Source organism: Scytonema sp. PCC 10023 (assembly GCF_963920835.1).
Taxonomy (GTDB): Bacteria; Cyanobacteriota; Cyanobacteriia; order Cyanobacteriales; family Nostocaceae; genus Kalymmatonema.
The window spans coordinates 46,031-68,623 of sequence record NZ_CAWUDP010000034.1 but is presented as its reverse complement, the minus strand read 5'-3'; the positions used below and the strand labels follow the sequence as shown (position 1 = coordinate 68,623).

20 protein-coding genes are annotated in these 22,593 nt (G+C 44.0%); 10 read left to right on the top strand and 10 right to left on the bottom strand.

The window, feature by feature from the left end:
• Positions 1 to 126 precede the first annotated feature (126 nt).
• The gene (locus tag ACM0OZ_RS21065) at positions 127 to 1,452 is read left to right on the top strand and encodes a hemolysin family protein (protein WP_414584765.1); all 1,326 of its coding nucleotides are present in this window, start codon (positions 127 to 129) and stop codon (positions 1,450 to 1,452) included.
• Between the two features lie 411 nt (positions 1,453 to 1,863).
• Here the strand turns inward: ACM0OZ_RS21065 and ACM0OZ_RS21060 are convergent, their stop codons facing one another.
• The 6 genes from ACM0OZ_RS21060 to ACM0OZ_RS21035 form a co-directional block, all read right to left on the bottom strand.
• Complete coding sequence (locus tag ACM0OZ_RS21060; protein ID WP_414584764.1) at positions 1,864 to 2,634, bottom strand: HAD family hydrolase; 771 nt, start codon at positions 2,632 to 2,634, stop codon at positions 1,864 to 1,866.
• Between the two features lie 173 nt (positions 2,635 to 2,807).
• Entirely contained in the window at positions 2,808 to 3,524 is a 717-nt protein-coding gene (locus tag ACM0OZ_RS21055; RefSeq protein ID WP_414584794.1) for a DevA family ABC transporter ATP-binding protein, read from the bottom strand.
• A 97-nt stretch (positions 3,525 to 3,621) separates the two neighbouring features.
• A complete protein-coding gene (devC, locus tag ACM0OZ_RS21050; RefSeq protein ID WP_414584763.1) occupies positions 3,622 to 4,776 on the bottom strand; it encodes an ABC transporter permease DevC in 1,155 nt (384 codons plus the stop codon).
• 88 nt (positions 4,777 to 4,864) lie between these two features.
• A complete protein-coding gene (locus ACM0OZ_RS21045) occupies positions 4,865 to 6,286 on the bottom strand; it encodes an HlyD family efflux transporter periplasmic adaptor subunit (RefSeq protein WP_414584793.1) in 1,422 nt (473 codons plus the stop codon).
• 1,098 nt (positions 6,287 to 7,384) lie between these two features.
• Complete coding sequence (locus ACM0OZ_RS21040) at positions 7,385 to 8,050, bottom strand: SDR family oxidoreductase (protein WP_414584762.1); 666 nt, start codon at positions 8,048 to 8,050, stop codon at positions 7,385 to 7,387.
• 178 nt (positions 8,051 to 8,228) lie between these two features.
• Positions 8,229 to 8,966, bottom strand: a complete 738-nt coding sequence (locus ACM0OZ_RS21035) for a phycocyanobilin:ferredoxin oxidoreductase (protein WP_414584761.1) — start codon at positions 8,964 to 8,966, stop codon at positions 8,229 to 8,231.
• A 212-nt stretch (positions 8,967 to 9,178) separates the two neighbouring features.
• On the opposite strand from ACM0OZ_RS21035, the gene ACM0OZ_RS21030 reads away from it, so the two are divergent.
• The gene (locus ACM0OZ_RS21030) at positions 9,179 to 9,433 is read left to right on the top strand and encodes a hypothetical protein (protein ID WP_414584760.1); all 255 of its coding nucleotides are present in this window, start codon (positions 9,179 to 9,181) and stop codon (positions 9,431 to 9,433) included.
• Between the two features lie 11 nt (positions 9,434 to 9,444).
• On the opposite strand, the gene ACM0OZ_RS21025 is transcribed toward ACM0OZ_RS21030, so the two are convergent.
• A complete protein-coding gene (locus ACM0OZ_RS21025) occupies positions 9,445 to 10,116 on the bottom strand; it encodes an ABC transporter ATP-binding protein (protein ID WP_073626870.1) in 672 nt (223 codons plus the stop codon).
• Positions 10,117 to 10,430: 314 nt separating this feature from the next.
• Between ACM0OZ_RS21025 and ACM0OZ_RS21020 the strand changes: the two genes are divergently transcribed.
• The 4 genes from ACM0OZ_RS21020 (at position 10,431) to ACM0OZ_RS21005 (ending at position 14,557) form a co-directional block, all read left to right on the top strand.
• Complete coding sequence (locus tag ACM0OZ_RS21020) at positions 10,431 to 11,369, top strand: Sll0314/Alr1548 family TPR repeat-containing protein (RefSeq protein ID WP_414584792.1); 939 nt, start codon at positions 10,431 to 10,433, stop codon at positions 11,367 to 11,369.
• Between the two features lie 180 nt (positions 11,370 to 11,549).
• Complete coding sequence (locus ACM0OZ_RS21015; protein ID WP_414584759.1) at positions 11,550 to 12,005, top strand: DUF3531 family protein; 456 nt, start codon at positions 11,550 to 11,552, stop codon at positions 12,003 to 12,005.
• Between the two features lie 8 nt (positions 12,006 to 12,013).
• Positions 12,014 to 12,442 (top strand): NUDIX hydrolase, encoded by a 429-nt coding sequence (locus tag ACM0OZ_RS21010; protein WP_414584758.1) that lies wholly within the window; start codon positions 12,014 to 12,016, stop codon positions 12,440 to 12,442.
• Positions 12,443 to 12,622: 180 nt separating this feature from the next.
• Entirely contained in the window at positions 12,623 to 14,557 is a 1,935-nt protein-coding gene (locus tag ACM0OZ_RS21005) for a S9 family peptidase (protein WP_414584757.1), read from the top strand.
• A gap of 13 nt (positions 14,558 to 14,570) precedes the next feature.
• Here ACM0OZ_RS21005 and selD read toward each other — a convergent pair whose 3' ends face one another.
• Positions 14,571 to 16,880 carry a selenide, water dikinase SelD gene (gene selD / locus ACM0OZ_RS21000; RefSeq protein WP_414584755.1) on the bottom strand — a complete coding sequence of 770 codons (2,310 nt, stop codon included), beginning with the start codon at positions 16,878 to 16,880 and terminating at the stop codon, positions 14,571 to 14,573.
• 555 nt (positions 16,881 to 17,435) lie between these two features.
• Here selD and ACM0OZ_RS20995 point away from each other — a divergent pair.
• The 4 genes from ACM0OZ_RS20995 (at position 17,436) to ACM0OZ_RS20980 (ending at position 20,277) form a co-directional block, all read left to right on the top strand.
• Positions 17,436 to 17,639: a hypothetical protein gene (locus tag ACM0OZ_RS20995; RefSeq protein WP_414584754.1), complete on the top strand. Its 204-nt coding sequence runs from the start codon at positions 17,436 to 17,438 to the stop codon at positions 17,637 to 17,639.
• Positions 17,639 to 17,911, top strand: coding sequence for a hypothetical protein (locus ACM0OZ_RS20990; RefSeq protein ID WP_414584753.1), 273 nt, complete (start codon positions 17,639 to 17,641; stop codon positions 17,909 to 17,911). Before ACM0OZ_RS20995 ends, ACM0OZ_RS20990 begins: the two co-directional genes overlap by 1 nt.
• A 68-nt stretch (positions 17,912 to 17,979) precedes the next feature.
• A complete protein-coding gene (locus ACM0OZ_RS20985) occupies positions 17,980 to 19,398 on the top strand; it encodes a pentapeptide repeat-containing protein (protein ID WP_414584752.1) in 1,419 nt (472 codons plus the stop codon).
• Positions 19,399 to 19,602: 204 nt separating this feature from the next.
• A complete protein-coding gene (locus tag ACM0OZ_RS20980) occupies positions 19,603 to 20,277 on the top strand; it encodes a response regulator (RefSeq protein ID WP_414584751.1) in 675 nt (224 codons plus the stop codon).
• A 5-nt stretch (positions 20,278 to 20,282) separates the two neighbouring features.
• On the opposite strand, the gene ACM0OZ_RS20975 is transcribed toward ACM0OZ_RS20980, so the two are convergent.
• Together ACM0OZ_RS20975 and ACM0OZ_RS20970 are read right to left on the bottom strand one after the other, a co-directional pair.
• Complete coding sequence (locus ACM0OZ_RS20975) at positions 20,283 to 21,119, bottom strand: type II CAAX prenyl endopeptidase Rce1 family protein (protein WP_414584750.1); 837 nt, start codon at positions 21,117 to 21,119, stop codon at positions 20,283 to 20,285.
• On the bottom strand, positions 21,085 to 22,575 hold the full coding sequence (locus tag ACM0OZ_RS20970; RefSeq protein ID WP_414584749.1) for a sensor histidine kinase: 1,491 nt from the start codon (positions 22,573 to 22,575) through the stop codon (positions 21,085 to 21,087). Before ACM0OZ_RS20970 ends, ACM0OZ_RS20975 begins: the two co-directional genes overlap by 35 nt.
• Positions 22,576 to 22,593: the final 18 nt, after the last annotated feature.

Sequence of the window (22,593 nt, the reverse complement as noted above, 5' to 3'; positions counted from 1 at the left end):
GCTAATTTATGACTCATGGTTGATTGCTTTTCTGTATTGAGAGTGTTTCGTAATTACACCTTAGATACCAGATACTAAGAAGTTAAGGTTAAGCACAATTTGCCAGGAGCATCGGCAATTTTAGAAATGTCCCCAACAATCGAAATTCTAACTATTCTTCTTTTGATCCTCGCCAATGGTCTGTTTGTCATGTCAGAATTGGCGATTGTCTCAGCACGAAAGGTACGTCTACAACAGCTTGCCGAACGGGGTGATGCTAAAGCCCGCGCTGCTTTGGAACTGGGATCTTCGCCGAATCAGTTCCTGGGAACCGTTCAGATTGGGATCACACTCCTTACCATCCTGTCTGGTGCCTATGGCGAAGAAACTATAGCTAAGAGACTTGCACCTATTTTAAGTTCTATCCCTTTGCAGCAAAATTATAAACAACAGTTGGCAAAGGGGTTAGCGATTTTAATTATTACCTATTTAACGCTGATTATTGGCGAACTGGTACCCAAGCGGCTGGCGTTAAGCCGTCCGGAACCAATTGCTTCTATTGTTGCCATACCGATGCAGATGTTGGCAAGAATTGGCTCCCCCATCGTTTATCTATTGACCATTTCTACGGAGACGGTACTGCGGATATTGGGGATCAAACCGTCCACTGAACCACAAGTGACAGAGGAAGAAATCAGAGTCTTGATTGAGCAAGGTACCGAAGAGGGTACATTTGAAGAAGCAGAACAAGATATGGTCGAGCGAGTGTTTCGTTTGGGCGATCGCCCCGTAAGTTCGTTCATGACACCTCGACCGGATATTGTTTGGCTTGACTTGGAAGACACTCCTCAAGAAAACCGCCAAAAGATTATTGATGGTGGTTATTCGCGGTATCCCGTTTGTCAGGGGGGACTTGACAACGTACTGGGCATTATCCCAGTCACTGGCTTGTTAGCCCGGAGTTTTTGTAATGAGCAGTTGGACTTGACGGTGGGATTATTACAGCCAACATATGTGCCAGAAAGCACACGTGGTCTAAAAGTTTTAGAATTATTTAAGCAAACTATCACTCACATGGCGCTGGTCGTCGATGAATATGGAGTGATACAGGGAATAGTGACTCTTAATGACGTGATGATTGAAATCGTTGGTGATGTGCCTTCTATTGATGACCAGGAAGATCCTGAGATTGTCCAGCGAGACGATGGTTCCTGGTTATTGGATGGGATGTTGTCTGTAGATGAGTTTTTTGAACTATTTGATATTGAGGAGTTGTCACCTGAAGACCGAGGAAGCTATCAAACGTTAGGTGGTTTTGTGATTACTCACCTCGGTCGCATACCCTCCGCAGCAGATCATTTTGAATGGCAAGGTATGCGGTTTGAGGTCATGGATATGGATGGTAACCGTGTTGATAAAGTTCTCGTCGTGCCAGATGAAGCTAAATCTGGTAATAATAACAAACCAGATTAGCAGTAGGTGAGGAATAAAGCTGTTTTAAATTGAGTGCAATATAAGCGTTTGTACGGGCAAAAGCAATGCTCATTGGTGTCAATTTAAGCCAAAACCGTTCTAAAATCTCGTTAAAATCTCGTTTCCAGGTTCTACCTGGAAATGCCCTTGAAGCGGCTCTGCCGCAAGTAAGGGAGGCAGAGCCTCTCACTAGGCATTCCCAGCCTCAGGCTGGGAACGAGGCAATCTCTAAAAGCTTGTTCTATACTGGTTTTCACCTTAAGTTGACACCAATGAGCAATACTGTGCCCCTACGTGTGGTATATGCAAAGGCATAGCCTGTCTGCACAACTTACGGCACTATGCTTTGCGCGATGGTACGGAGTGTCCGCCTGCGGCGATTGCCCAAGGGGCAGTGCCGGAGGCAATCGCCTATCTAATCATTCGTGCCAATTCACAAAAACCCTCACCTTCAGCAGCAAAAGTCACATATGCAGGCTGATGCTGAAGTTTATCAGCATATTCTAGCACATTTGCCACCCCCACAGAGAGAGGAAAATAACGCTCATCAAATAAACTTTCATCGTTGGGACTATCGCCAACAGTCACAACTTGTTCTGGAGTGTACTGGGGGAAATATTCCCGCAACACCTGTAATAACCCAATTGCTTTATCTTGTCCCAAAGGTTTAATGTGGCACTGTACGTTGCTGTAAGTGAAACCCCAACCCATTTGTTCACAAAGATGACTCAAAGTTTTTATTTCATCTGTGGTTAACCCTTTCACATCAAATGTCCAGTCAGTAACGCGGAAACGATTATCAGCAGATTCTTGGATGTGCGGAAATTGGGTTTGTAATTGTTGAAAAGCCGATGCTAATTGCTGACGATGTGCTACTAAGTCGGGAATGGGTGTTAAAGCGACTGGTTTCTCACTTTCACCAAAGAAAAACAAACCGCCATTTTCCGCTATAGCACCAACGATGGGCAGATAATACGCTAAACCACTCACCCAACCAGCACTGCGTCCAGTGACAATCACTACCTCAATCCCCGCTGTTGCTAAATCCTGCAAGCTTTGCAATAGTTCACTGGTAAATTTTCCTTTCTTGGTTAGGGTACCATCCATATCTGTCGCCACCAGACGAACATTGCTAAAGCGGTTTGTCGATGAAACCTCTGACAAAGGCAGGAGTCTATGCATAAGAGTTTGGCAAAAAGCTGTAAAGAATACTAATTTACAGCAAGATGATCCTCACTGCGCTCAAATTCAAAAAGCTTAGATTCCCGACTTCTTCAAGAAGTCGGGAATCTTGTTGTTCACGAATTATTTACCATTGCTTAGGCTATTTAATTTTGAATTTATAATTTTGAATTTTAAATTCCCCCTTTGGGGGTGACTTTAGTTTGTGAATCACGAGCTAAAATACCATCTTCCATTTCCACAATGCGATCGGCTATATCCAAAATGCGGTTGTCGTGGGTGACTAGCAATATAGATGTTCCGTTTTCTTTAGCAAGGCGCTGCATCAATTCCACAACATCACGTCCTGATTGTTTGTCCAAAGCTGCTGTGGGTTCGTCTGCTAGCACCAACGGTGGACTATTCACCAAAGCGCGGGCGATCGCAATCCTTTGTTTTTGTCCTCCAGAAAGATTTTCTGGATAATAATCAATTCGTTCTCCTAAACCAACTGCTTTGAGCATACCTTCTGCTTTGGCGATCGCTTTTTGCTGAGAAATATACTTATTCAGTTCCACCGCCATTTGCACATTTTGCCTAGCAGTTAAAAACTCCAACAAGTTATGAGCTTGAAAAATATAACCAATTTTTCGCCGGATATTGACTAGTTTGTTCTGGCTAGCCCTATAGAGTTCAACACCTAAAAATTGTAAACTTCCCTCTTGCACAGACCGCAAACCACCAATCAAGCTCAGTAATGTTGTCTTACCTGAACCTGATGGTCCCGTCATAATGACAATTTCTCCGGGATAAATTTCTAGATTAATATCAAATAGAATTTGTTTTTTCAGTGCGCCTTTTCCGTAGTAGTGGTTGAGATGTTTAATTGAGATGACAGGTTCTTTACTCAGCATATGTTAATCTTCTTCAATTCTTATTATTAATATTTCGCTATCTGACAAGCATAAATTTATTTTTTTTCATTCTTTATTATTTACCCTTCATTCTTTAAAAGATATCGGCTGGGTCAGCAGACTGCAATTTCCGTACGGCGATAGTACCAGAAGCAAAGCACATAATCAGAGTTAAAATGAGTACCATAATAGCTCTTTCACTACTCATAAAAACTGGTAATAGTGTTGCATTTCTGGCACTATCATACAAAAACATAGTGACAGCAAATCCAGGTACATATCCTAAAAATGCTAAAATCAAAGCTTCTTGTAGAATCACAAACAAAAAATAATTGTGTGTATAACCTATCGCCTTGAGGGTTGCATACTCAGCTAAATGATCCGCCACTTCTGTATAAAGTATTTGATAGACAATCACAGTCCCTACAATAAAACCCATGATTGTGCCTAAAGTGAAAATAAAACCTATTGCTGTACTACTTGCCCAGTAATTTCTCTCATAATCAATAAATTCTTGCTTAGTGAAAACCTTGATATCTTTCGATAAATAATTCCTTAAACTTTGAGTAACAACGGTTGCATCTGCTCCTGGTTTTAATCTAACCAGACCAATGTTAATTAAACCTCGTTGATGTTGGGGAAATATCCGTAAAAAGTTGATATCACTTGTAATTAAGTTACCATCTGCTCCAAAGGATGCACCTAAAGTAAACAGTCCTCCTACTTTAATTTTTCGACGATTGACTTCAGCTATTACAGTTTTTCCTTGTTGAAAGTCAGCAGCAATAGGTCCATACTCCTGCCTAGAGGAACGGTCATATAAAACAACATCTGCTAGTTTAAGTTTATCTAAATTTTCCTGAACTCCAGCTAAATTAAAAATATTAATTTCCGGGTTCATTCCAATGACTAAGAGATTACGAGGACGACCTGTTACAGGATTTTTCCAGGCAGTATAGTCTACATAGATTGGGTGTACAGTTTGGACGCCAGGTAAATCTAAAGCTTTATACAACCGTCGTTGAGAAAAAGTTTTCATTGACAGCAAAGCGTTAGATTGATTGTTGATTAAAACAATGTCACCTTGCAAGCTTGTATGAAATCGAACGTTACTATAATACAGAGAATCCCGAAAACCAAGCTGCATAAACATGAGAATATCGGCAAAGGCAATTCCTGCCAGTGCCACAGCTAAACGAGTTTTTTCTCGCTTGAGTTGTAACCACGCCAGAGGGATTTTACCCATCATTTTCTATCCTCAGTTATTAGTCATTCGTCATGAGTTATTAGTCATTAGCTAATAACCAAGAAATATCAAGTGATTTTTGAAATATCTTTTAAATATCAATGTCAATAACCACCTTGGCGTAGGTTAAGCCTGCAACTCTTTCGATATCTTGTGGAGTCAGGGCGATTTTCACTTCCACAACTCTGGCATCAACATCTGCTGCTGGATCTGTATTTAAGACATCTTTTTTGCCAATTTTTCTACCAATTTCAGCAACAGTTCCTTGTAATTCTCCACTAAAAGCTCCATTATCACTGGTTATGGTGGCTCGTTGACCAAGACGCACTTTACCAATACTGTCTTCGGGAACTTCAGCAATCACCATCATCTGATCGGTTCGTCCAATTTCAGCAATGCCATTTGCGCTCATACTTTCTCCGGCTTTAGTATGAATTTTTAAAATTTCGCCAGAGGTTGGCGCTTTAATGTAGCTCAAATTCAATTGAGCTTGTACTTTTCTCATAGTGGCGACTGCATTGCTAACTTGTGCCTGTGCTACTAGCAAATCAATTGGACGGACTTCTCGAATTCTGCTAAGTTTGGCTCTTTCTTCTTCAATTTGTCTTTGCAAAGTTACGAGAATTTTGTTCCGATTCACCCTCGCTTCAACGAGTTGCTGTTGTAAAGTTGCTATAGTTTTTAGCTGGTTAGCTCTAGCTTCAGTCAATTGCTGTTGCAAAGTTGCAACTGTTTGCCTTTGATTTGCCTGGGCTTCTGCAAGCTGCTGAGTCGAAGTTTCCTTACCCAATTGCCTTCTGTCGCGTTCCTGCTGGGAAATTGCCCCTTCTTTATATAACATCTCATAGCGTTCAGCATCGACGAGGGCATTACGTTGTTCAGCTCGTATACGCGAAACCGTTGCTTTGAAAGCATCTCTTTGCCCTTGGAGTTCGGCTTTTATCCGATTAAGAGTTGCTTGTAGAGCAATTTTTTCCCCGCCTAATTGTGCTTCTATGCGAGCAATTGTTGCTTCCTGAGCATCTAGTTCCCCACGTAATTGTGCTTCTATGCGAGCAATCACAGCGCTTTGAGCCTGGATATCTCTTGGTGAACCTGCTTTGACATTTGCTAAATTAGCACGCGCTTCTTGCAATTTTGCTTTAGCTTCTTCCACTGCGGCTTGGTTGCTTGAGAAACTATCCAAAATTGCAATGATTTGGTTTCTCTTAACCCGCTCTCCTTCTTTGACAAAAATTTGTTCCACTCGCGACGTCCCTTGCAGCCCTGCTGGGGCAGACAGTTTAATAACGTCCCCTTGAGGTTCCAAACGCCCCAAAGCATTGATAGTTGTAGCGACTGGCGCACTGGGTGCAGGTGTGTTCAACTGTTTCAATTGCTCCATTTTGGCTATGCTTAGGACTCCAGTAGCAACTATGACTGGCAAGGATACAGCAATTAACCACCAAATCTGTGGTTTCTCATTCTCAAGTAATTGCTCCCTTGACCTTGGTTCTTGACTCACCCTTGACATGGTATTGCTCATTATTCGGAATTTTGCATATACAAAGTAAAAAAGCGAGTTAGGCACAATTGGATTCAGTCAAAAAGGGTTTTTAACAAACAGTTATCTGCTTTTCTTAACTCAGATCTTGCACCCAACAAGAGCCAGAGGCTCTAATATCTCGTTACCAGGTTGAACCTGGTAACGAGGGTTTGGAGGCTGAGCCTCCTGACTGTTGCAACTCTTGCAAGATCTCAGTTAATTGAAAAACCCTTATTTTGGCAAGCATCCAGGCGACAAGGAGGTGCGTTACAGTGTACAAGTTATGTACTGCAAATAACCAAGCACTTAACGCAACCTACGGTAAATTAAATACAGGACTGCATAGGAAAGTGACAGAGGTTTAAAGGTGGGTAATACTTAAAATCCACTGCTTAAAGCAGGCTCATTGTCATAACAAACGGAAATTTTCTTGTGGATGGGCGACACGAGCCGTGTTAACTATATAGCGCTTCTCGTTTGGATGAAGTAATTATTTATCTGTGTTCATCTGTGTCCATCTGTGGTTCTTATTTCTTGATGTATTGCACTCAACACCACCAAGCGCTATATAGCAATCCTAAGTGAGTCATGAGAATAAAAAAACCGCCAAGACGAGCCAGCGCTGCAGGAGGGTTTCCCTCCGTAGGCGACTGGCGTCGCCAAGAGCGCCAAGAAAAATAAAAGAAAATCTCACAAATGATTTAGGACTGCTATAGGCGCACAAGATGTCCGCCCCACAAGAACTGTATTGAATGCAAATGTAACCGGCGTATTTCCTACAGACTTTTGAAATACACTGGCAACAGTTTGGTTTGTCTATCTCATAAACAGTTTCATAGATAGCGAACAAAACTAAGTAACAACTGCATTGCCTTTTAGAGAAAAACTATCACCAACGGGGTAAGTTGATTGCCTTTCAATGAACAGCAACTCATTTCAACTTGACCAAGAACATCATAGACAAGCTCTTTGGCGATGAAGGTTACATTTTAGAAAGAACGATTTTGTGGCTCGATTTTGCTCTAGTTAAATGAATTCTACATTTATCAGTTGCGGGAAAACGTAGCAGAATCTACAGTTAAACCTTTACTGTCCGCCTCTGGAACGAATAATCTGCCCTGTTATCCATTGTCCTTGTGATGAGGCAAGAAATAACACTGTACATACAGCATCTTCTGGTGTACCAACGCGACCAAAGGGTGCTTTAACCTCAAGCATTGAACGAATTTCGTCGGTCATCCAGCCCGTATCTGTTGGTCCTGGGTCTACAGCATTGACAGTAATCCCTTTGCTTGCCAAACTAGCACTTAAACTCAAAGTCAGTGCCTCTACCGCTCCTTTGGTAATGGCATATGGTAGGTTTTCAGGCATTGGTGCCAAGCTTTGACCAGAAGTCAGATTGATAATTCGTCCTCCTGGTCTTCCATCATGGCGTTTGGCAAACTCGGCACACAATAGTGTGGTACCCCGCACGTTGACAGCGTAATGAACATCGAGCAGTTCAGCCGTCAGAGAGTAGATATCTACTTGTTGGTCATGGGCGGCGTTATTGACCAGAATATCTACTGAACCAAGAGTTTCCTCAACAAAGTCAAACAGCTTTTTGGGCATCAAAGGTTCAGCCAGGTTAGCCTCAAGCCCAGCCGCTTTTACCCCCTGCAATTTCAATGATTGAATGATTTCTTCCGCCTCAGTTAGGTTGCTACCCCAAGGCATCAACTCGTCGTATGGTCGATAGTAAGTGATAAACACATTTGCACCAGATGCAGCAAGTGAACGGGCGATCGCCGAAGGCGGCTCCTTTGGAGCATCGCTGCACCGATTCCAATGTGTCGGCTGACCCCAGTGACTAAGGCAACCTTACCCGACAAACCATAATCTATCATTCCTACCAAACCGTACAAGATAGCTTTTTACTCATTTGTCATGACTAATCTGGCATATCAAACAAAACTGTCGTCATATATTGTTCTGCCCAATCTGGACCAAAAGCTTTTTCCAGTACGCGGCGGGTTTTGTCGTTTTGCTGCTGTTTAGTACAGTAGTTGCGTTGTCCAGCTAAATTTTGCAGCACCTGTTCTGATGGAACTGGTTGAGAGATGCTAGCTTGCGTACAATGTATTTCTAAAAATTCCCGTGTGCGAGAGAGAAATAGACTTTCTTCTTGAGGGGAACCGGGACGCACGAAAATGCAAAATTCTGAGAAAATGTTTCCCCACTCAGGTAATTCTCGCGGTTGGGAAAAGTTTAACTGAGGTAGTGCCGCCAGTGCAGAAGTATATGATTCTGGTAGAGTGTGTTGGGAGTTGACTGGAGAAAGGTCTGCGATCGCCGCACTAATTTGACCCCGACCTCCGACTAAATCGCAACCAAACATTGGTATGTCGTATTCTGGACGGGGAAACATCACGCAATGCAAGATATCTAGCATATTTCCCACCTTTGCCAGTTCTAAGTGCATTTTCCGGAACTGGGGTGTTTGATAACAGCGGTTTTCAATTGTCAGTTTCTCGCCCTCTAGCCGACCTTCCACATAGCCAAACTCACCAGGCAAATGATAAGGCGATAAGTCCAGATGCTTCTGCCATGTTGCTTCTATACAATCTGCTAGTTGACGAATGAGCGGATGTTGTTGCTCGCGCAGCGATGGTAAAGGAGTTGTTGTCATATCTTACCGAATTTATAACCGGGGAATTTGATTCAGTTACCAGTCTACCCCCCACAAAGTCTCACCCGAGCCAGCTTGCAACACAACCAAACACTTGCAACGACGAACGTAAAGTTATAAAACAGTCGCTTTTCAAAAGTATCACTAATTTTGTAGTCTTAGTTACAGAATTAATTTTGTATTAGCCCATTAGTCAAGGCTAGAGTAGAGCCATGAAACTAGATTCAAGTAGACCAGATTGTGCTACACGCCTTGCATGGCACAATCTGGATTGGTCAAGCAAGTCTGACCTCAAATCACGTAAGGATTTCCAACCTAATAGTTGGGTAAAGCTCTCAGAACTTCCCAACCCCTACAGCTTTGATGAAGCACTGCTACTGTGTCAGGTTTCTCGCGATCACTGGTTAGTCTGGATTCCAGATCATGGAGAAGCACAACTGCACATCAGCCAGTTTTTTGGTAACTAGCTGCTCCTACATTACGCTGCTGGTTGAGGTTCTTTTTCTTGTGCTAGTGCGATTGGATCAACTGATTCTAGTTCACCGTGCTTAAGAGTCCAACAACGGTCGGCGATCGCTAACAAATCTCCTGCGTCGTGTGTCACAACCAGCAGCGTCCAATCTTTTTTCAGTTTCGCCAATAAAGTTACCAGTTGCTGACGCATTGACCAATCTAACCCAGCTGTGGGTTCATCCAATAATAATAGATGTGGCTGGCGAATCAACTGCACTGCTAAAGCTAAACGCCGCTGCTGACCTCCACTCAAAGCGTGGGGTGGTGTGCTAAGCGATAAATGCTCTAATCCTACTTCTGTTAGTGCTTGCCTCACTCGCTCTATTCCTAACTCTGGATGTCCCAAGCGCAATTCTTCTAAAATAGTACCGCCGCAAAAATGCCTCTCGGGAAATTGAAAGACCAAGCCAGCCAATTGTTGCACCTGTTCGGCTATCAGTTCTTGTTCGCGCCAGAAGACTGAACCTGATGTTGGTTCAGCAAGTCCAGATAAAATTTCGAGTAACGTACTTTTGCCAGAACCACTGGGTCCGATAATCAGACCCAGTTGTTTGGATTCTAATTCCAGGTTGATTGATTTAAGAATAGCTGTCGGGCAAGCCGTAGGGTGATAAGTTAGGTTTCTAAGATAGAGCATTTGTTGAGTTTACCAAAAAGTCAGCAACTTATTTAATTAACTACACTGCAAGCAACTGCAAAGTTCCGAAAAATTTTTCGCGCATTCGATCCGCCAGCAACGTCATTTTGCAGCAAGAAACATCCTGCTTCTCTTTATTGTGGCAAAATTAGTGTTGAACAATAGCTACAACAAGCATGGGAACCTAGAAAACTTACCAAAGTCGTATAATATAAAAAATTTTGGCTCAAACAGATCCACGTTAAAGCGAATAATCTTTAGAATTATAAGTAAAATATAAAACTTTTTTAAAGGTAAATATGCTGAAGTCAAAAATGACTGTACGGTTCCCAGTTCTGCAAACTATTGTGCCTGCAAAACTTTACCGCCTAGTCACGGTAGCTTTTGCAGCTACCTTGGCACTCAATGTTTGGGCAAGCCCCTCTTGGGCAGCAGACCCCTTTCGGACTAAAGAGCCTCGTAACATTGGCAACAAAACAGAGGCAGCATTCAAAGCCATTTTCCAACAAGGAGACTATCAAAGTGCAGATCGTTACCTACAAGAAGCATTATCTGCAGAGCCAAAAGAACCTTTAGCTTATGCTATGAAAGCATCCTTAGCATATACGAATAATGATTTGGCTACATTAGACACTTACAGCAAGAAAACTTTAGAAACCGCACAAAATTTGATTTCCACTGACCCTTTGCGCGGAAATTTGTATACTGCTGTTGGTCTGTTTTTAGAGGGAGCGGTGATTTTACAGCGTGAGGGTACAGTGAGCGGTGCGCCCCAAGCCTTAAGTAGGCTGCGGCAAGTCTATGACCATTTGGACAAAGCCGAAGCAGTTTCACCTAACGATCCAGAACTAAATTTACTCAGGGGATACATGGATTTAATGCTTTCGGTGAATTTGCCTTTTGCGAACCCAGAACAGGCAATTCAAAAGCTAGAAAAAAATGCTAGTCCCCAATATCTAGTTGACCGGGGTATTGCCCTTGCCTACCGGGATTTAAAACAGTACTCTCAGGCGCTAGAGTATGCCAATCGTGCCTTGAAAGCGACACCCGATAACCCAGAGTCATATTATCTCAAAGCTCAAATCCTTCGGGAACAAGCCAGAAAAGAGAAAAACTCGCAACTGATGCAAGAAGCAGTTGGTCATTTTGACAAAGCCCTAAGTAAGAAGTCTCAACTCCCAAGCGATTTGACAAGACAAATTGAGCGCGAACGGCGGAGGGCGGCGGAAAGCTTGAGTAATCCTGCTAAGTAGGCGCGACTTGTGGGGAGTGAGGGAGTGAGGGACGGAGATGGGAAAATATTTTCTCCCTGTGCTTCCTCTACTTCCCCTACTTTCTTCACCTTTATTTAGGGGAAGCCGCACTCTTGTGACTATGAACTCTTCTACAATGAGCTTTGAGAAAGACTGATTTAGACTAGATATCTTAGGAAAATGCAGATACAGTTTCGTGAAATTAATCCTTTTGATTTGTGGATTTGGTTGGAGTTCAGCACAATTCCTTCTGAACAAGAAAAAAAGTTTGTAGAAGAGGTTTTCAATTCCTGGTTTTATCTGGGCAAGTTGGGTGCGTTTAATGCTGAAAATCTCCAGGTACAGGAAACTGGATTAGACCTCAGCTATATGGATTACGACCCCGAAGGGTATGACAAAAGTTTGCTGGCGCTGATGCACAATATGGGTCAGTTTGAGTATGAGGGGACATGGGCGCGTTGCTGGTTTGACTTGGGAACTTCTGACGCGATCGCCCTCGATATTCTCATTAACGCCCTCAAGCAGCTCAACCAGGAATACGTCACTATTGAGCAATTGTACATCGGCGGCGAAAATGAAGATTGGTCCGTTGAGGATAGTGAAAATGGTCGTTCTTCGTTTATTTACGATAACTAGCAACACAAATGCATAAACCAGGGGAAATTCGTGTCCTAGCATTGGGGCTGATTCGGGATGGTAATCGAATCTTCGTTTCTGAAGGCTACGATCCAGTAAAGCAACAAACTTTTTACCGCGCAATGGGCGGTGGAGTGGACTTTGGTGAAACAAGTTTAGAAGCTCTCAAACGCGAATTCCAAGAAGAAATCCAAGCAGAATTAACAAATATTCGCTACTTAGGCTGTTTGGAAAACATATTTACTTTCAACGGTCAGTCAGGTCACGAAATTATTCAACTTTTTGAAACCGACTTTGTTGACCCCAAATTTTATCAACTTGACAAGTTAGATTTTTCTGAAGGTGAGCGGCAGAAAACAGCTTTATGGGTAGATATTAACCGCTTCAAGTCTGGAGAATTAAGGTTAGTGCCTGAGCAGTTTTTGGATTATTGGTAAAGTACCTTAACGATTGCAAGCATCGGCTACATTAGCTCTTGGGCGATAATAAATTTATCGCCTAACACAAAACAAATTAACTATTTTTTGACAATTTCAGATCTAACTGTCTCCTCAAAATTTACATTGCGAGAGCAGATTCTCAACTTGACAAAGCTTTTGAACAAAGGAGCATAGTGCGTGTTGAAACCACAAGTGGCACCTTACGGGTCTTGGCGATCGCCCATCACAACAGACTTACTGACTTCGAGTACTATCGCATTGGGACAGATTGCTCTCGATGGCGAAGACATTTACTGGAGCGAGTTGCGACCGTGGGAGCAAGGACGGACTGTGGTTGTGCGACGAACTGCAGATGGTCAAACTGAAGACGTTATATCGACTCCCTTCAACGTGCGTACCCGCGTTCATGAGTACGGCGGTGGTTCTTTCCTAGTTGCCGATAGCACTGTTTACTTTTCTAACTTTGCCGACCAACGTCTCTATCGTCAAGATGTCGGTAAGCAGCCCTACCCCATCACACCGGAAGCAACTATGCGCTATGCAGACGGTGTATTTGACCGCCAAAGACATCGGATTATTTGTGTATGCGAGGACCATACTGTTGCCGGACGTGAACCAATCAACACATTGGTCAGCCTGGAAGTGGAGGGGAATGCAAATCCTCAGCTCCTAGTCTACGGCAATGACTTCTATGCCGCACCTCGACTCAGCCCGGATGGCGATCGCTTAGCTTGGATAACATGGAACCATCCGAATATGCCCTGGAATGGTACAGAACTGTGGGTTGGGGAACTCAAAGCAGACGGTTCTGTGGAACACAGCCAACGAGTTGCGGGTGGTTCAGAGGAATCCATCTTTCAACCGCAGTGGTCACAGGATGGCAATTTGTACTTTATCTCTGACCAAACAGGCTGGTGGAATCTCTATCGTTGGCGAGACGGAGGTGTGGAACCACTGACTGAAATCCAGGCTGAATTTAGCAAGCCCCAATGGTTCTTGGGGTTGTCCACCTATGCTTTTGAGTCAACGAACCGTATCATATGCTCTTATACTCAGCAAGGTATCTGGTATTTAGCGAGTCTCGATACGACAAGCGGCAAACTGCAACCCCTAGAGGTTCCCTACACGGATATTGATTCGCTGCAAGCCGCCCACGGGCGAGTAGTATTTATTGGTGCTTCTCCTACCGAACCAAGAGCTATTGTCCAACTAGATTTGAGAACAGGAAAACTTGAGATACTACGCCACTCAACTGAAGTGACAATTAACACAGGTTATCTTTCGCTACCTGAAGCGATTGAGTTCCCGACATCTAATGGACAGACAGCCTATGGTTTGTTCTACCCGCCCCAAAACCACGATTACACTGCTCCTGCTGGCGAGAAACCTCCCCTGCTTGTCAAAAGCCACGGTGGTCCAACAGCAGCAGCTTCTAGTAGCCTCAACTTTAGCATTCAGTACTGGACTAGCCGGGGAATAGCAGTTCTTGATGTAAATTACCGTGGTAGCACAGGTTATGGGCGCGAGTATCGGCAGCAACTGGATGGTCAGTGGGGAATTGTGGATGTCGATGATTGTGTCTATGGTGCGCTTTACCTGGTAGAACGGGGCGAGGTGGACGGTAATCGCCTAGCAATTTCTGGCGGTAGTGCTGGTGGTTATACGACGCTGTGTGCCTTAACCTTCCGAGACACATTTCAAGCAGGAGCAAGCTACTACGGAGTGAGTGACACCGAAGCCTTAGCAAGGGATACGCACAAATTTGAGTCGCGGTACTTGGATGGTTTAATTGGTCCTTACCCACAGCAGCGCCAGCTTTATCAAGAGCGATCGCCAATCCATTTTGCAGACCGTCTTGCCTGTCCGGTGATATTCTTTCAAGGGTTAGAAGATAAGGTTGTCCCACCCAACCAAGCTGAAGCAATGGTCGAAATTCTGCGCAATAAAGGCTTACCTGTAGCCTATGTTGCTTTTGAAGGTGAGCAGCATGGCTTCCGGAATGCCCAGAACATCAAACGCTCTCTGGATGGGGAACTGTACTTCTACTCACGAATTTTTGGCTTTGAACTGGCGCAAGAGGTCGAACCCGTGGTCATTGAAAATCTTTCCTAACTAGCAACTTGGGTTAGTTAATCAGCATAACCGGCTTTTTACCCTCATTTTTCGTCATAACACGCCCGATCGCACAACTCGATTCATATCCCAAGTTTTTGAGTGCAGCCAAACAGCTACTAGCTTGTGACTCTGGAATAGAAGCTAAGAGTCCGCCAGCAGTTTGTGGATCGAATAACAAAGGATAATGCGCATGACTCTCAACTTGCTCTAAGTTATCAATATAACGTGATGCTCGCAGATTTTCTGGATGCAGTGAGCTAAAAATCCCTTTTTCTGTAGTCTCCCTTGCTCCTGCCAACACTGGGATAGCTTCTAGTTGTAACTCAATCGCCACATTAGAAGAAGCTAACACCATCTCCATTAAGTGTCCCAGCAATCCAAAACCTGTGACATCAGTGCAAGCAGTTGCCTGATGTTCCAATAAACACGCAGCAGCAGCTTGATTTGACAGTAGCATCGACTCTACAGCATCATCAATCCAACGACCTTTTGCTTGGCGGCGCATATCAGCAGCAAACAGTGTCCCTGTTCCGAGTGCTTTGGTCAAAATCAGGACTTGTCCTGGTTGCATTCCGCTTTTGCGTAACAGTCTGTCAGGATAAGCTAAACCGTTGCAAGATAACCCAAATCCCAGTTCTGCGCCTTCGGTAGTATGTCCGCCAATCAGAGGTGCTTGAGATTGGTTGAGTACTTTCACAGCACCCGACAATAACTGATAAAGGGTTTCTTCGACTTTGGCTGGTTCGGCGTAGGGAACGGTGGCGATCGCCAAACTACTTTGAGGAATAGCCCCCATTGCAAAAATATCACTCAAGCAATGATTGGCGCTAATTTGTCCAAAGATATACGCATCATTAATCAAACTACGAAAATAATCAATAGTATGTACCATCAACTGTCCTGTTGGGACTTGCACCACCGCCGCGTCATCTGGTGCATCCAAACCAATGACGATATCTGTTCTTTCTTCTCCACTCGGTTGTTCTAATTTGATACGGGACAAAACTCTCTCTAAAACTGTACTACCCACCTTTGAACCACATCCAGCACAACGCATTACCAGGGATTCGGTATTGGCGATTGGGGATTGGAGATTGGGAAAATTATTCCCCCAGTTTCTAGTCCCCATTTCTGGCAAATCATTGAAGCGTTCCATAAAAGAGCGGTCAATCCAGTCTTTGGAGCGCCATAGGAGTTTGCTAGGTGGTAAGGTAAACGAACCGCGTGTAGCGATCGCCCGTCCATCTCCTGTACCAATTAAACTTAAATATTGTTTCTGTGGTTTATAGGGTTTGAGGGGCTTTCCTAACAAAACTCGCTGCAAATTTTCAAATAAGGGCTTACCTTGTCTTACAGCAAACACTCCAGCTTTGGGACGAGGATGATTTACCATTGTGGCAATATCACCAGCAGCAAAGACGTGGGGGTGAGACAAAGATTGCAATGTATCCTCAACCAAAATAAAACCTTGCTCATCAGTCGCGAGTCCGGCTGATTTTAACCACTGGGGTGCTGATGCTTGTGTCACCCAGAAAATTGAATTGCACTCAACTGTCAACCCAGATTCACATATCACTGTATGCGGTTTGACTTGACACACACTTTCCCCAAGATGCAACTCAACACCCTTGTGAAGCAAAACTTGCTTAACTAAACCTTGCACCGACTTGTGATAATGAGGCATCAGTTCCGCTTCGCGCTGAAACAGATGAATTTCCAAAGCTTTTGTCTTGTTTCCAACCTCACTCAAGGCACCAGATAAAATCCGATGTAAATGAGCTTGCATTGACAACGCCAATTCTACGCCGCCTGCACCTCCACCCACAATTGCAATTTTCATGGGTTCTTGAGGTGATGTAGAGACGCGCCACCTCTCGTCTCTACAAATTTCCTCCCAGTGTTGTAGCAATTTAGATACAGGCTTAGCCGCAATTGTATATTCTGCTGCACCTGGTACAGATATTGTGGCGGGAGTGCTACCAATATCAATCGACAGCACATCGAAAGCTACCGCAGGACGGTTAGCACAAATAACTTTGTTGTTCTCTAAATCAAGACCAACAACTCGGTCAATATACAACTGCGCTTGAGCAAAATTCGCTAAGCGTCGTAAGTCAATATGGCATTCGTCATGACTGTAAAATCCGGCAATGTGTCCTGGTAGCATTCCAGAGTACGGTGTATCCGAACTTTCGGTAATCAACGTTAAACGCACTCCGGGTATTGGTTTCATGCCAAACATTCTTAGCACAATGGCATGGCTGTGACCGCCACCAATCAGCACTAAATCTCTAACAATCGGCTGTAAATTTTCCTGCATCTTTTGCGGTGAGGCAAATGCTTACGCTGTTTCTGCTATCAGAGTTCGGGTTACTATGTGTAACACTGTCAGCAAATCATTTCTTTTCTTAACTATTATCTTAACTGTTATATCGGTTAAGTGTTTTGCAATTTTTCATTCTATCGAACAATGCCAGTTTTGACATCATTAATCATACAAGTTACACAATATATTTTTTCTGTTTTGTTGGGTTTAATTATCTGTGTATAGAAATCGCTAGCAAATCGTAAGATCCTCCAAACTCTCTTTAGTCTGTGTCATGTAGGATTTTAAAAAAAAGTCAAGTTCACAAACCAAACAAAACCGCTATATTTATCAAATCTTTATAATTTGAATTTTCTGTAAAAACCGTATATGGTAGGTCAAGTATTAACTATTACTGTCTAATATTAAGGATATTAGCTGTAGTTATTTATTGATGTCCCAGAGAATTAGAAAAATTATTTTAAGAAATCAAATAAAAAAAAGTTTCCTTAGAGGGTTGCGTCATTTCTCAAAATCAATCAAGATAATTACTTTAAATAAAATAGAGGGATGGTAGTCAGACAACTGTTTGATGAAAAGATGGAACCTTCTCAGGGTGCACTTGATTTTGTAGAACAATTCGTAATGGAAATTATTGCTAATTTTTGCGATTCTCCTTTGATGGCTCTAAAGGAGATACAAAGCAATATAGCGGGCAAAGATTTCCGCGAGACAAACGATTTGAAAAAGACAATGTCAGGGCGCAAACTTTAATGATGGTAACCAACAATAAACAATTCTCTACCAAGCTACCCTATTTGCGACAGACCTTTATGGTACTAGAATGTATCAAAAATAAATCAGATAAGTCAGTGTCTATGGGACGCATACCAAAGGCTCTCAACACTTGGAATCACAATAAATATCATCAAATATGGGTGATATCTGGTGAAAGGCAAGCTTTTTGTCTAAGAGCAGATTCTCAAATGGGCAATGCAAAGCAACAGCAGCATCTACCGAGCTTTCGGCAGATATTGAATTTTTGAGACAAATGCTATACTCTTTTTTCAAATAATTTACGTAATACTTCGGTGTTTTGAGGGACACAACAATTATGTCTGCTAGGAAGACAGACGTACTAAAAAATTGGTTGATAGTAATAACAGCGATGTTTACTTTATCACCTACGGTGATATTTTTAACATTTTCCCAAAGCTCGGGGTTGTCAAACGAACAAAAAATAGAAAATAGAACTCAAGCATTATCAACGACTGCAACCTTTTTTTTGGGATTGGCAGTGATGATTCATGCATATGTGGCAGCGAAAGGAGTGGAAGCGAGTCAAAAAAGGGCGATGGCACAGAGTGCCCGCCTTTTGGCGATCGCAGCCGAAAAAAGCAATGAGATTGAAACGAAGAATGCCCTCCTAGGTCAAGAACAGCTAGTTGCAGAACGCTTTATGACAGCAATCACTCAGCTTGGCCATGAAAGTGTTGCAACACGCATAGGCGCAATTTACACCTTAGAAAGAGTTGCCCAAGATTGTCCTAAAGAATACTGGACAATCATGGAAATTCTGACAGCTTTTGTGCGAGAAAATGCTGCTAGTCAATCGCAAGAGGAGGAAACACAACAGACACCAGCAAGGATTCGTACAGATATTCAAGCAGCTTTGAGCGTCATCGCTAGGCGCGATGCCGAAAAAGACCAGCCAAATCAGAGAATTGATTTACGGTATGCCGACATGAGGGGAGCAGACCTGCATAAAGCAAATCTGCAACAAGCAGACTTGCGCGGATCTGACCTATGTCAAGCAGACCTACGAGAAGCGGACTTGAGTGAGGCAGATTTGGAGGGTGCTCAACTGTGTGGGTCAATTCTGTATGAAGCCAACTTGCAATCAACCAATTTAGCAGATGCAAACCTCTGTGGGGCAAACCTCAACCGGGCTTGGGTGTGTGGGGCAAACTTGCGTGCAGCAAATCTTACAGGAGCAAGTCTGCGTGGAGCTAATCTACAGGGAGCTAACTTATATAAAGCCAATTTGGCTGGGTCTAATTTAAAAGTTGCTAACTTACAAGAGGCAAAGCTGTTTTTAGCTAATTTGCAAGGAGCAAAGCTGGGTAAAGCCAACCTTCAGGAAACAGGTTTGATTGGAGCCAATTTGCAACAAGCAAACCTCAATGGAGCGAACCTGCAAGGTGCAAACCTTAATGCAGCTAAACTACAACACACAGAGGTGTTTTTTGCCAACTTTTCTGAAGCAAGCCTCAGAGAAGCTGACCTTGGTGGAGCAAATCTGATGGGTACCAACTTACAAATGGCAATTCTCGATCAAGCAAACCTCTGTGGCGCAAATCTCATGGGAGCCAATCTCAGTGCAACCAAGATGAGTGATGTCAAACTCGAAGGGGCAATCCTGACAGGAGCAAAAAACTTGGAACCGCATCAGATTACATTGGCACTAGGCGATGTCACAACTCGCTTACCAGATGATGTGGAACTCCCAACTCATTGGACGCGCATTGGTTAACGTCGAGCAAATTGCAAGCGCAATCATCTATCACAAAATTTTTTTGCATTTTATATGCAAACAGGGTGCTTCCCTCAATAACATGACATTTAAGATAAAATTTTAAACCGCTGACCTGACTCAGGTCATTCGTGTCTAGCTACTAAAACTAATAAAACGAAATTGTACTCTTCTATTAAGAAAATTATTTAATTAAGCTTTTATATGAGTGAGGAACCTAAGCAACTAACGCTACGAATTTTGATTGTCGAAGATGACCCCATGATGCGGATTGGACTGAAACATTCGCTCTCTAACCAACCTCAGCTTGAAATTGTTGGAATGGCAGAGGATGGATATTTGGGCGTGGAAGCCGCTGTAGCCCTCCAGCCGGATGTGGTTGTCATGGATGTTGGGATGCCGCATATGGATGGAATTGCTGCTACGCAAGAAATTAAGCGAGTCTTACCGAATGTGAAGGTCGTGATGCTCACGTCCCATACCTCTCAAACTGAGGTGATTGCCGCGCTTTCGAGTGGTGCTGAAGGCTACTGTGTCAAAGGAACGAGTGCGGAGCAGTTAGTTAAAGCGATCGCTGTGGTTCATGAAGGAGCAACTTACCTAGATGCCCAAGTGGCTCAGTCTGTGATTGACCAGCTCAAACCACCTCCAAGAGCGACAAAACCCACTCCATCCATACCTCCCGGAACGCTATCAGACCGGGAACTGGAGGTGTTGCGGCTGATTGTGGATGGTTGCAGCAATCCAGACATTGCCAAGGCGTTGTACCTGAGCGAACACACTGTTAAAACTTATGTGCGAGGAATCATGAATAAGCTGCTGGTGAATGACCGAGTGCAAGCGGCTGTGGTGGCGTTGCGATCGGGCTTAGTCGGATAGGTGCCTTAACTACCACCGATGATATGCAGCACGATATCAGCACAGAAATGAGACAACATGGCGTATTCCAACCCCCACTGCCAGTAGAGGAAGCCAAATGCTATCCCCAGCAGGGAGTTTAGCACCATCGTTCGGGCAATGACAATTGGGGTCAACGACCAAAGGGCAGCAGCGCTTGGCAGATGACCAACCCCAAACAGCAGGGCAGAGAGCGCGATCGCTAGCCAGAACGCAAGCCGTGAAGGTTGTTCTCCTTCTCGCAGCCCAATCTTCCAGAAAACCCAGGCAATCAGCGTCATCAAAAATAGGCGCAGTAATAGCTCCTCGGTAATTCCGCCATAAAAAGAAGCCAGTGCGCGCTTCCACAGGGCAATGTTGAGAGTTGTAGACTGTGCTGTTTGCGGCATAAAGGGTTGAAACAGGAAAGCCAGCCCAAGGATGACAAATCCTCCTAAAAAACCGCTGATCAGCGCAAAATTAATGGCACGTTTCGATAGGGCGGGTGGTTTTAACCGATAAACAAAGGCACGCGCAAAGGGAGTGTCGAGTCCCAGCGATCGCCCCAACCGTAGCCCAATCCAGCCCAGGATGAAAAGGAGAACGCCGCTTTGGATTGCGCTGGCGATCGCTAATACAGGTAACGGCAGAGGCAGTGATGCGGTTGACGACTGGTTGAGTGCTACCAGGTAAGGGAAAACAGCAAGCGTCCCCAGCGCACCGAGGACAGCCCAAAAGGCAGCTAGACGGGTGTGCTTGCTGGCGGCTTGATTGGTATGTATATTATTGACGTTCATCGTGAACTCACTACTAAACGGGCAGTGTAAACCAAAACGTGGAGCCATGACCCGGACTGCTGATGACGCCGATGTCTCCACCATGCGCGGTAATAATTTGCCGACACATATAGAGTCCTAAGCCAAGGCTAAGAGACTGTCGCCTGTCGGGACCACGCGTGTAAAGCTCAAAGAGGCGATCGCATTGCTGCTGAGTCATGCCAACACCATTGTCACTCACTGTACAGCGAACCCACTGGCTTTTAGCTGTTAGGTTTTGACTGTTAGCTTTGGGGTGAAAAATTCTCCGCCGCCTAGAACCTTTGCCTTTCTGCTTCCCTTCAATAACTTCTGCACTAAACGTCAAATGCAAGCCAGGACGGTTGTATCGCAGCGCGTTGGAAATCAAGTTCTCGTACACCCGTCGCAGATGTAGTGGATCAGCATTCACCAATGGCAAGTCAGGTGAGATGACCTGGGTTAACGTTGTTTGTGCTTGTGTAAAGAATGGCTGAAAATCAGTGATGATTGAATTTACCAATGTATCCAGTCTGATTGGCTGACGGTGAAGGACAATGCCATGCAACTCAGTGGAATGCGCGGACAGCAGCGAGTTAATGAGTTCAACTTGGCGATCGCCACTGGCAATCATTTGCTCCAGTAGTTCTTGAGGAATCTTTGCATCTTCACCCGATGGCTTCAAAAAGCTTTTTAATGTCATGACCATGCCCAACACGGGATTGCGTAAATCATGAGAAACCGCATGGAGAAACACTTGCAGTTGTTGCCGCATTTTCAATTCCCGTTGCAAGGAACGTTCGTAGAGAAACACCCCTAGATCTGCTACGAAGCAAATCAAAACAGCATAAAAACCTCCTAGCACATAGGTTGCTGAGAGTGACACATCGGGATCTCTCAACCCCAGCAGTACCGCAACGGTGAAGTAGCCCAAAACAACTAATTGTGATATAATGTGCAACCGCCATTGTACCGGAATTAGGATTGCTTGGATGGCATAAAACAGAATCCAATCACCTGCGTCAAATCGGGCTTCTTTATAAAAGGTGTCGATGATTTGAGGTGACAGCAGAACAGACCAAGCAAACAGCAAAAATAACCGTTCTGGGTGAGCGCGGATACTGGGATGCTTGAGGAGCAGCAGACACAGCAGTACACTCACAATCTGAGTTCCACTCGTCTGGACATACCTCAAGGTTCTTTCTGCACCAAATGCCATCTGTGGATTACCCAAAGCATTGAGGCTGGGAATGTTGATTGTCAGGTTGAGGATTGTCACCAACAACAACACAATTAGGACAACCCAAACCAGTAAACGAATACGGTTGAACAAAAAGCGATGTCGCCACGCCAAAAATTCCTGGGAAACCGTAGATTGTGCGGGTTGCCAAATCGCTCGAAGCGTATTGAGATAGCGAGCAAAGGACATCCTGACAGGTAAGCAAAGGTGAACACTTTTCATTATGCGTTTGCCGATTGGTCGCAGAGCGGGAATTGACCTAGCCATTGCTCATTCCAAACAGAG